The sequence below is a fragment of the Acinetobacter sp. 1130196 genome, from assembly GCF_000588095.1.
In the GTDB taxonomy this organism is placed as follows: domain Bacteria; phylum Pseudomonadota; class Gammaproteobacteria; order Pseudomonadales; family Moraxellaceae; genus Acinetobacter; species Acinetobacter nosocomialis.
In genome coordinates this window covers 1-7,980 of sequence record NZ_JFWX01000078.1, presented here as the reverse complement: position 1 = coordinate 7,980, position 7,980 = coordinate 1, and the positions used below count along the sequence as shown (strand labels likewise).

General features: G+C 35.9%; 9 protein-coding genes and 1 pseudogene. 3 read left to right on the top strand and 7 right to left on the bottom strand.

What is annotated here, in order from left to right; genetic code table 11:
• Window positions 1-187: 187 nt before the first annotated feature.
• The 3 genes from J671_RS23950 to J671_RS23940 all read right to left on the bottom strand — a co-directional run bounded on the left by J671_RS23950 (window position 188) and on the right by J671_RS23940 (window position 3,407).
• Window positions 188-754 carry a plasmid replication DNA-binding protein gene (locus J671_RS23950; RefSeq protein WP_000858429.1) on the bottom strand — a complete coding sequence of 189 codons (567 nt, stop codon included), beginning with the start codon at window positions 752-754 and terminating at the stop codon, window positions 188-190.
• Between the two features lie 63 nt (window positions 755-817).
• Window positions 818-1,747: a replication initiation protein RepM gene (gene repM / locus J671_RS23945; protein WP_000200914.1), complete on the bottom strand. Its 930-nt coding sequence runs from the start codon at window positions 1,745-1,747 to the stop codon at window positions 818-820.
• A gap of 499 nt (window positions 1,748-2,246) precedes the next feature.
• Entirely contained in the window at window positions 2,247-3,407 is a 1,161-nt protein-coding gene (locus J671_RS23940; RefSeq protein WP_000179382.1) for a MobA/MobL family protein, read from the bottom strand.
• A gap of 306 nt (window positions 3,408-3,713) precedes the next feature.
• Between J671_RS23940 and J671_RS23935 the strand changes: the two genes are divergently transcribed.
• Together J671_RS23935 and J671_RS23930 are read left to right on the top strand one after the other, a co-directional pair.
• Entirely contained in the window at window positions 3,714-4,490 is a 777-nt protein-coding gene (locus J671_RS23935; RefSeq protein WP_000191151.1) for a hypothetical protein, read from the top strand.
• A 224-nt stretch (window positions 4,491-4,714) separates the two neighbouring features.
• Window positions 4,715-5,914, top strand: a complete 1,200-nt coding sequence (locus J671_RS23930; protein WP_002072939.1) for a hypothetical protein — start codon at window positions 4,715-4,717, stop codon at window positions 5,912-5,914.
• Window positions 5,915-5,986: 72 nt separating this feature from the next.
• Here the strand turns inward: J671_RS23930 and J671_RS23925 are convergent, their stop codons facing one another.
• Window positions 5,987-6,229, bottom strand: a complete 243-nt coding sequence (locus J671_RS23925) for a hypothetical protein (protein ID WP_001015364.1) — start codon at window positions 6,227-6,229, stop codon at window positions 5,987-5,989.
• Window positions 6,230-6,377: 148 nt separating this feature from the next.
• Between J671_RS23925 and J671_RS23920 the strand changes: the two genes are divergently transcribed.
• Window positions 6,378-6,602: a hypothetical protein gene (locus tag J671_RS23920; protein ID WP_002072934.1), complete on the top strand. Its 225-nt coding sequence runs from the start codon at window positions 6,378-6,380 to the stop codon at window positions 6,600-6,602.
• Window positions 6,603-6,675: 73 nt separating this feature from the next.
• On the opposite strand, the gene J671_RS23915 is transcribed toward J671_RS23920, so the two are convergent.
• From J671_RS23915 to J671_RS0105260, 3 genes and pseudogenes are all read right to left on the bottom strand, one after another.
• Entirely contained in the window at window positions 6,676-7,233 is a 558-nt protein-coding gene (locus J671_RS23915; protein ID WP_005146114.1) for a TetR/AcrR family transcriptional regulator, read from the bottom strand.
• Window positions 7,234-7,578: an SMR family transporter gene (locus tag J671_RS23910; RefSeq protein ID WP_005146112.1), complete on the bottom strand. Its 345-nt coding sequence runs from the start codon at window positions 7,576-7,578 to the stop codon at window positions 7,234-7,236. It lies immediately after the preceding gene.
• A gap of 262 nt (window positions 7,579-7,840) precedes the next feature.
• A pseudogene (locus J671_RS0105260) lies at window positions 7,841-7,980 on the bottom strand (DNA-binding protein); the annotation flags it as partial.

Genomic DNA, 7,980 nt, shown 5'->3' with positions numbered 1-7,980 from the left:
TTTTCTAAAATTAACATAATACACCTTATACGAAATGTGTCATAATTTACCTTGAAATTCATATACTTATTTCAAAGTTTATAGCCCGAACATCCCTGTACGGGCTTTTTTTTGTGATCTTTCACGTAATATGGCTATTCTTTAATCAAATCCTTACAACTTTGATTAGCTCAGTTGAATAGTACCCTTAGCCATTCGGCAAGAAAAACCGGCTTAACCACCCTCTTTTCGGCTGCTCCGGTTCAACCGGCTCCGGCACCGGAATACGCTTATTTTCCGTTTTTTCCGGAGTAGTCAATCCGTCATGTTTGTCGTTATCTACATTCAATGTAGGTTCTACTTGAGATGGACTAGATTGCACTGAAGATTGATCTGAAGTTGGTGTGGGATGAACCTGAGTTGGCTTCATTTCAATTAGGGTAAGTAATGTATCAATACGAGAATTTGCTTTAGCTTCGCGATCTTCTGCTTTTTCTAACTGTTTCTTTAGAAAATCGATCTGATTCTTTAGTTCAATAACTGTATTGTCTGTGTATTCAGGTGTATTTATAGTTTGTGTTGGAGACGTATCAGTGTGTTTTGAGTGTTTTCCACTAAAAGGTTCACCATAAACGCGGAGTAACTCAGAGAAGTCGATAGAGCCATCATGATCACGACTTAACACCCCATTTTTTATATCTTTATAAAGTGTAGCACGAGATTTCTTATACAGTGTGGCTGCATCACTAACACTGTATTTTGTACTTGTTTTCATAGTGTATTGCTGTGTATTTAGGATACGTATTGAAGAATACAATAAGTGTATTCTTCAATACACTCAAGCTTTAAACCCTAAGTTCTTTAAGTGTGGCAAAAACTGCTGTTGTTGGTGAGGGTTTCTAAGCATATCCTTAATTTTAGCAGCTAAAATCTCATAACTTTCACCTTCTGAGGCTAAATGGGAAAGCTCATGTAAACGTGATAATTGATTCCCGAATAGATTAATTTGAGCATCAGATAGCTGATAAAAATCTTTCGAGGTATGTGTTATGGATTTAGATTTTTCTTTAAAAGAAAAGATAATATGAGTGACTTTACGCCCTGTTTTTTTCTGCTCATAAGTGACTTTTAAAGGGCTATATTCATTGATTTGGTCTATAGCAGTGTCAATTACTCGTTTCTTGAAATCAGCGAATAATGGGTACTTTTTACCGAGTTCTAACATTGTCCGTAAACTCTCAACAGAAATTTCACGCTTACCTATTTGCCGATATTGAACCAGTAGCTCATAAATACGAATACCGTATCCACTATTGATCCCAGCAATGTCTGATAAGGCATATTTGGTGAATTCTCTACTTAGATTGGAAATGAATGGCAGAATGGGTTTTGAAAAACGGATTCCAATGACACTTTGACTATCTAAAAATTGGATTTCTTGCACCCATCTCATTTTTATAGATTTATCATCAATACTGAGGTTAATAGACCTCTCATAGAGTCTATTAATACCTTCCTTTAAATCTCTGTATGCAGTTTTCTCATGTACGCCCAATTGTTTTAATTCATCGACGCTAACAGGGTATAACTCATCATCTGTAATAGGCTGATTTTTGGGAATCCGTGAAATGGCAGCTAAGACAATTCGTTGCTCTACGGCACTTAATTGATACGATGCTTCTATTACTTGATTTGATTTTACAACGTGATTTTTATTCAAAACAAAACCATTGATTTTTCTAATATATGACAAATATATACTTGTCATAGTTAGTAGTCAATCCGTCATAGTTAAGTAGTCAATCCGTCATAGTTAGTAGTCAATCCGTCATAGTTAGTAGTCAATCCGTCATATTTAAACGTTGAAACCTTTGCTATATAAGGCACAGAGACGACTGAAAAGATTTAAAAGATTTAAAATATATTAAAAAGGAAAGAATGAAAAATTGCCCTATGTTTTCGCTACGCTCAAACTCTATTGAACTTCGCTTACGCTCAGTTCGAAGGGGCAATTTTTGGGTTAATCTCGTGATAACTTCAAAAAAGCAAAAGCAACTCGGAATTCGCTTCGCTCATAAGTTTTTTATACTCGCTTCGCTCGACCTAGATGCAAATTAAATCTGTTCGCACCCTCCGGGATGCTCTGTATCTCAGTCTCAGCAGCAAAGGGGAGTTTGTAATCAGGGAAAAAGCATGGCGAAAATTTTAATTGGGTCTGTTCGCTCGTAGACACTCGCTCTGTAAGGCCTGAATAAAGCCAGATAATTTTAAAAACCAGGACCACCGTAATCATAATCATCAGATTTTGGCTTTGGCTGTTCGGGTTGAGGGGGCTTATTTTGCATGGGTAATGGATAATTTGGCTGGGAATGGACTTCAAACTCAAAGCGTGGCGTTGAGTTATGTTCTGAATCTCTCAATTTTCGATTCATGTTATTCAGGTTCCAGCCTTCTTGGTGCAGTATAGGCTCTTGAATTTTGATAATTTCACTAAAATCTTTTTCCAGTTTTTCCTTATTTTTCGCATTTTTGATTAAGTAATTCAGGTAATACATCACTTCCAATGATGAAAATGGATGGTTTTCAGCACTATAAAAATATTCATGTTGTTGATCTAATTGCTTTTGGCGTTCTTCGAGTTCTCGTTCTTGCTGGTTGTGTTCTCGGATTTTTTGGATTTGAGCGAGATATTCCGCTGTCGCATTTTGTTGGCCAACGCCTAGTTTTGGCTCTGGAAGGTATAGCGTGCTGTGGATCTCGTTATATTTTTCATAGCTGTCTGCTGAAACCTGATTTTTGATGGTGATGTCTTGGCCATCCAGTGTGTAGGTGACGGTCGGGCAGTGCTGTGCAAGGGCATCATTCAAATGATTTTCCCATTGTTTTCGGATATAGATCAAAAAAGTGGAATAGTTTTCATGGCCATCTTGAAGTTGGATTTTTTTAGCACCGCCTTTGGCTGGATCTTGAGGGTTATAGCGTTTGAAGTACTGTTCTGCGCTGCGTTCAATGCCGTCATCCGCTTTTAGCGAGAACATCAGGTGACAATGAGGCTGATCTTCGCCACTGATGCGTGATTTTACGTTGTGTATGGCGTATGAGTGAGGATATTGCTGTGGGACTATGTGTTTGTCTAAAAACGTCTCTATGAGCGTTTTACGCTGTTCTGGCGTGAACTCGTTGGGGAGGGCAATTTCATACTCCATGTAGGCCTTGGCATTGGCTCGTTCATGACTATCGGCTGCCTGCCAAAACTCAATCGGATCTTTGACAAAGGCGGGCATGCAACGTCCAGGTTCAATATGTTCTATGGTTTCATTGCTTGTTTTTCGAATGCCTTCATATTGCATCAGCCGGGAAATATAGAGGTAGTGGCCGGTCGCATAGCCTTTATTTTTGCTTTTTACACTGAAATGGTAGCTGGCCATGTTCACCTCTGGTGGCTTGGGGACCGGTTTTTATGCAGTGAAACGGAATGAAAACCGTCCGGATTTTGAAATGCCTGAATGGCTGAGAAATCCGGTTAAAGGGGGTCAAGGGGGAATCGCCCCATTGCGTACTAGTTTCTTCGATTAGAAGAAACTGTCAAGTGCGAATTATTTAAATTAAAAATAAAATTTCTTTTCAAGAAATTTTATTTTTAATTTAAATAATTATTTTCAGACTGCCCGATTTAAATATGGTAAAACCATATTTAAATCGGTAGCAGTTCTGAAAATTAGGCGGCAGATGATATGACCCAAGAAAAAGCAAAAAAGCGTGGTAGACCAGCTCAACTTTTACAAATGGCAGAGTTACACGCTTTCGTTGAGTTCCTGTTAGAAAAAGATCCTCGCTCTGAACTGCAAAATCAGGTTATTGCTGCACTACAAGCTGAAGACTTTAATTTTGAAATGTTGTCAGAAGCTCAGCAGATTCTGGTGAAAGAAGCGTTAAAACCGTACCGTGAGCATTTGAAACTTCAGTTGTTGTTTGATGAGTTGGTGATAACTCCAGGAAGGACTGAGTATGAAGAAAAATTCCTGGAGCTGTACCAAGATTATAAAAAAGATGATCTAGATCCGGCTGAAATGAATATCCTGAAAACGATGTGTACGCGTTATCTGAATTTTAAAGCGCAAAAGCTTGAATACAGTGACTTGGAGCTGTATTTGAGTCAGATCCAGAAAAAGTATGCCGGGAAAAAGCGAAAGGCTGAAAATCAACGTAAGTTTGAAGTGGGTGGTGGGGTTTTAAGTCTTTATAAAGTAAAAGATGATGAAAATTTAGACAGTAAAAAGTTTCTAAAAAGAATCGAAATTGACCGTTTTCTTGCCGGGAAATTTCGTCAATCTCAACTTTATAAAAAGGTTTGGGCACTAGAGCGACCAAATACAGAAAAGTATCAGCTACTTTTTGAGGTTCTCCATCAGCTGTCTGGATATAGCCTAAAAGGGCAGACTTTAACGCTTCTCGATTTAGTGATTATAAATGCTCAAAAAAAGATAAAAAGTAGGTCTGAAAAAGAATGAATTTTTTGACTGTCCGCTTTTTAGCTGACTTTTCTATTTTGGCAATTGTAAATTTATGCGAAATTTATTATTTTAAAAATAAGGTCGCCTACCGTACTTACGCATGAGTAGAAAAGGGATAAAAAACCATAGGTTTAATTTTTAAAGCCATATCTAAAATCTAATTTTCTTAAGTATCAACTCGTTTGGTTCTTAGCATTTAAACATGCGTTGCTAGAAGTCTTATGACACCAAAGATTCTTTGTATAAAGAGTTTAGAGTTGGAAGTAGAGAAAATTATGTCTATTCAAGAATTCGCATTTCAATTATCTAAAAAAATTCAGGAACAGCATTCTGTAAAGATTAGCCGTTCACATATTTATGAATTAATTGCTTTAGATCAGGACTATAGGACCTATAGCTCTTTTGTTGCTCAAAATCTTTTACTTGATGCTCAATATGATGATTCTGAAGAGTATTATCAGCACGAATTGGTTGATGCTCTAACTCTAGAAATATTGGAAAATCCGCCTGAAACAGATTATCTAAATTATAGTGAAGATGATCTTCATTGGGATGATTATGAAGGTAATGTTCTATTGGAGCAGATTAGAAAAATTATTATAAGACTTAAGGTTTTACTTAAGTTAGATGCCTCAGAAGAGTTTTATTTGTCGATTTCTAAAACAGTCTATCGAGAACTTTTATGGCTTAATTTAGAAGTTATTAACTTCAATGCTGTAAGAGAGGAATTAAGTTATATCAATTTTGAAAATGGTAAGGTGGATGACCTAGAACTTGGAGGTGATTATTTCGAGTTTTCAAAAATTGGGGCTATTTTTGAGAAGATTTTATCTTATGCGCAAGATCGTGAGAATGCTGATGCTTATGCTCTACTCGGGGCCTACTATCGTTATTTAGCAAATCAGATAGCCCCTTATGGTCGACATGGCTCAAATTTTGGAAGTCGTTGGGACAATAATAAACAAAAATATATCAATTCTGATGAGACTAAGAAAAATAAAGAAAAGTATGAAGAATACATAAAGCAAGCGGAACACTTTGAATCTTATATTAAAAATTCACCTATGAATCTTCATGAAATTAATTTGGATGCAGACAAGGAAACAGTTTACAACCAGATTCTGTACTTGTGTAATCGAGGTGATACGAGTGCTATTGAATACTTCCTGTATGAAGAAATTTTCAAAAATCATGGAGAAGCATGGTTATACATCTACTTAGCTCAAATGTGTGGAGTTGATTTCACGCAGGATGATTTTAGAGACTACAATGCTTATACAGGTGAGGATTATGATGACTATGGACCTATTGAAATCGCAGGTCGTGAGGCAATTCAATATGCTATAGATTTATCAGAACTGGATGTTGATAAAGATAATTTAGCTAGGAAGATTGCTGCAGAGTTATTTGAGAAAATTTAATTCATAGTCTTATAAAAAAGAGAATTTGAAATCTGTATTTGACTCATAAAATACAGATTTCATTATCATCGTTTAACATCCTGGGATAAGTTGTAGAAAGGCTTCTCTAACTTCAGAAAATTCGGCTTGAGGATGATCTTGTAAAAAATATTCGATCCAAATGAATGTTGCCTCATGGCCGTCATAGGAAGGATTTACATCCAGATAAAAAGCCAATCGTGCTGTTATACAAAGTTCAAGATCGTTAATTAATGCCAATCCAATCTTTTTTGCTTGAGAAGAAATAAGAAGCTTGGGCTGTACGAAATGGTTCATAAAAACAAGTCCTATCAAAAGAGTAAAATTGCTTGATAAGACTATTTAAACACATAAATAATGTGTTAAACACATTATTTATGTGTTTAAATGTAAATAAATGATCTGTGCTATACTTTTCCATCAGAACAATTCTGCTTTTAAAACTATGCCTTACGAAGAATTTCAAAGACTTATAGGTAAGTCTGGCCTTTCTATTAAAGAATTTGCAGCGCTTTTAGATATGAACGCAAATTCAATTACCAACTATAAAAAGAACGGTAAAGTGCCCACTACGATTGCAGTAATTGCAGTCGTAATTTCAGATATGAAGGATGATGGTCTGGACTTTTATCCAATTTTTGAGAAAGTTCGAGCTTATAGTGATCAATAGAGTATTTGATGTGAACCCAATTAAAGATTTAATTGGATCCTAGCACGTGCTGCTGCATTTCGTAGATGAGATTTTATGTTAAATAGGTTCGATTAAGCAGATCGTCTTCTAATTTTGAACATTGCTCATCATCAATGACTCCGGTAATACTTTGTAGCCACAACCCATCTGCTGCTAAACGAAGTAACTCTAAATCAGGATGACTATCCGTTTCTGCATGTTGAGATAATCTATTTTTTAGCCATTCCATCCAAATTTTATTAAAGGTAGGCTCTGTGATCATAGTCATTGATAACGCTGACCAAGCAGAAACCACCCCATCTATTTGATGGATAAAAGAACTATGAATATAAGCTCGTGTGAATTTACCATATTCTGTTGGATCGCGTTTAATCAAGTATTCAACTGTTTGATCTAAATCAAGAATTATTTGATTGAACATTTCTTCTATCAAATTTTTTTTATTCGGGAAATGGTGAAATACCCCCCCTTTTGTTATACCTACTGCTGTAGCAATATTTTGAATAGAAACACCAGAAATACCCTTTTGAGAAACAAGAATAGTTGCCTGTTCAAGGATGCGCTTTCGAATAACCTCTGGTTGCTTCTTTTGTTGCCGAATTTCTTTCACTTAATGACCTGCTGATTGCGAAAATAAATTAATAATTATTACGCCAGATACGATAAAACCAATTCCAATTAAAGCAGGATTATCTAGTGTCTGTTTAAAAACAAAGTAGCCAACTACAGCAGTTAGAACAATCCCAACACCAGCCCATATAGCGTATGCGATACCTAAAGGGATTGTTTTAATAACTTGTGATAATAAATAAAATGCCGTGCTAAAAAAAATAAAGACCATCACGCTTGGAAAAAGTTTTGTAAACCCTTCCGATTTAACTAAAAAACTACTTCCAATCACTTCGGAAACTATTGCAAATCCAAGTAATACATAAGCGAGTAACACACTGTTCATAAGTAATCATACCTAAAATACCAATCGGAAGGTATGTTAAATTTTCAAAAAAAAATTATCAATAATTATTTTAGATTTTCTAAAATTAACATAATACACCTTATACGAAATGCGTTATAATTATCTTTAGAAATCAATGCTGTAGTTTCTAGTTAATAGCTCATCTTCCCCAAGGTGGGCTTTTTTTATGATTTTTCACGTTCCACGCCTATTCTTTGATCAATGTTTCACGACTTTGTTCATATCAGTTTAACAATCGTGGTTAATCATAGGGTCTAAAAAAACGGCTCCAAAAGCCTCTTTTCGGCTGCTCCGGTTCAACGTGATCCGGCACCGGAATCCGCTTATTTTTTGTTTTTTCCGGGGTAGTTAATCCGTCATCTTTCGCCTGAGTTTGAATCT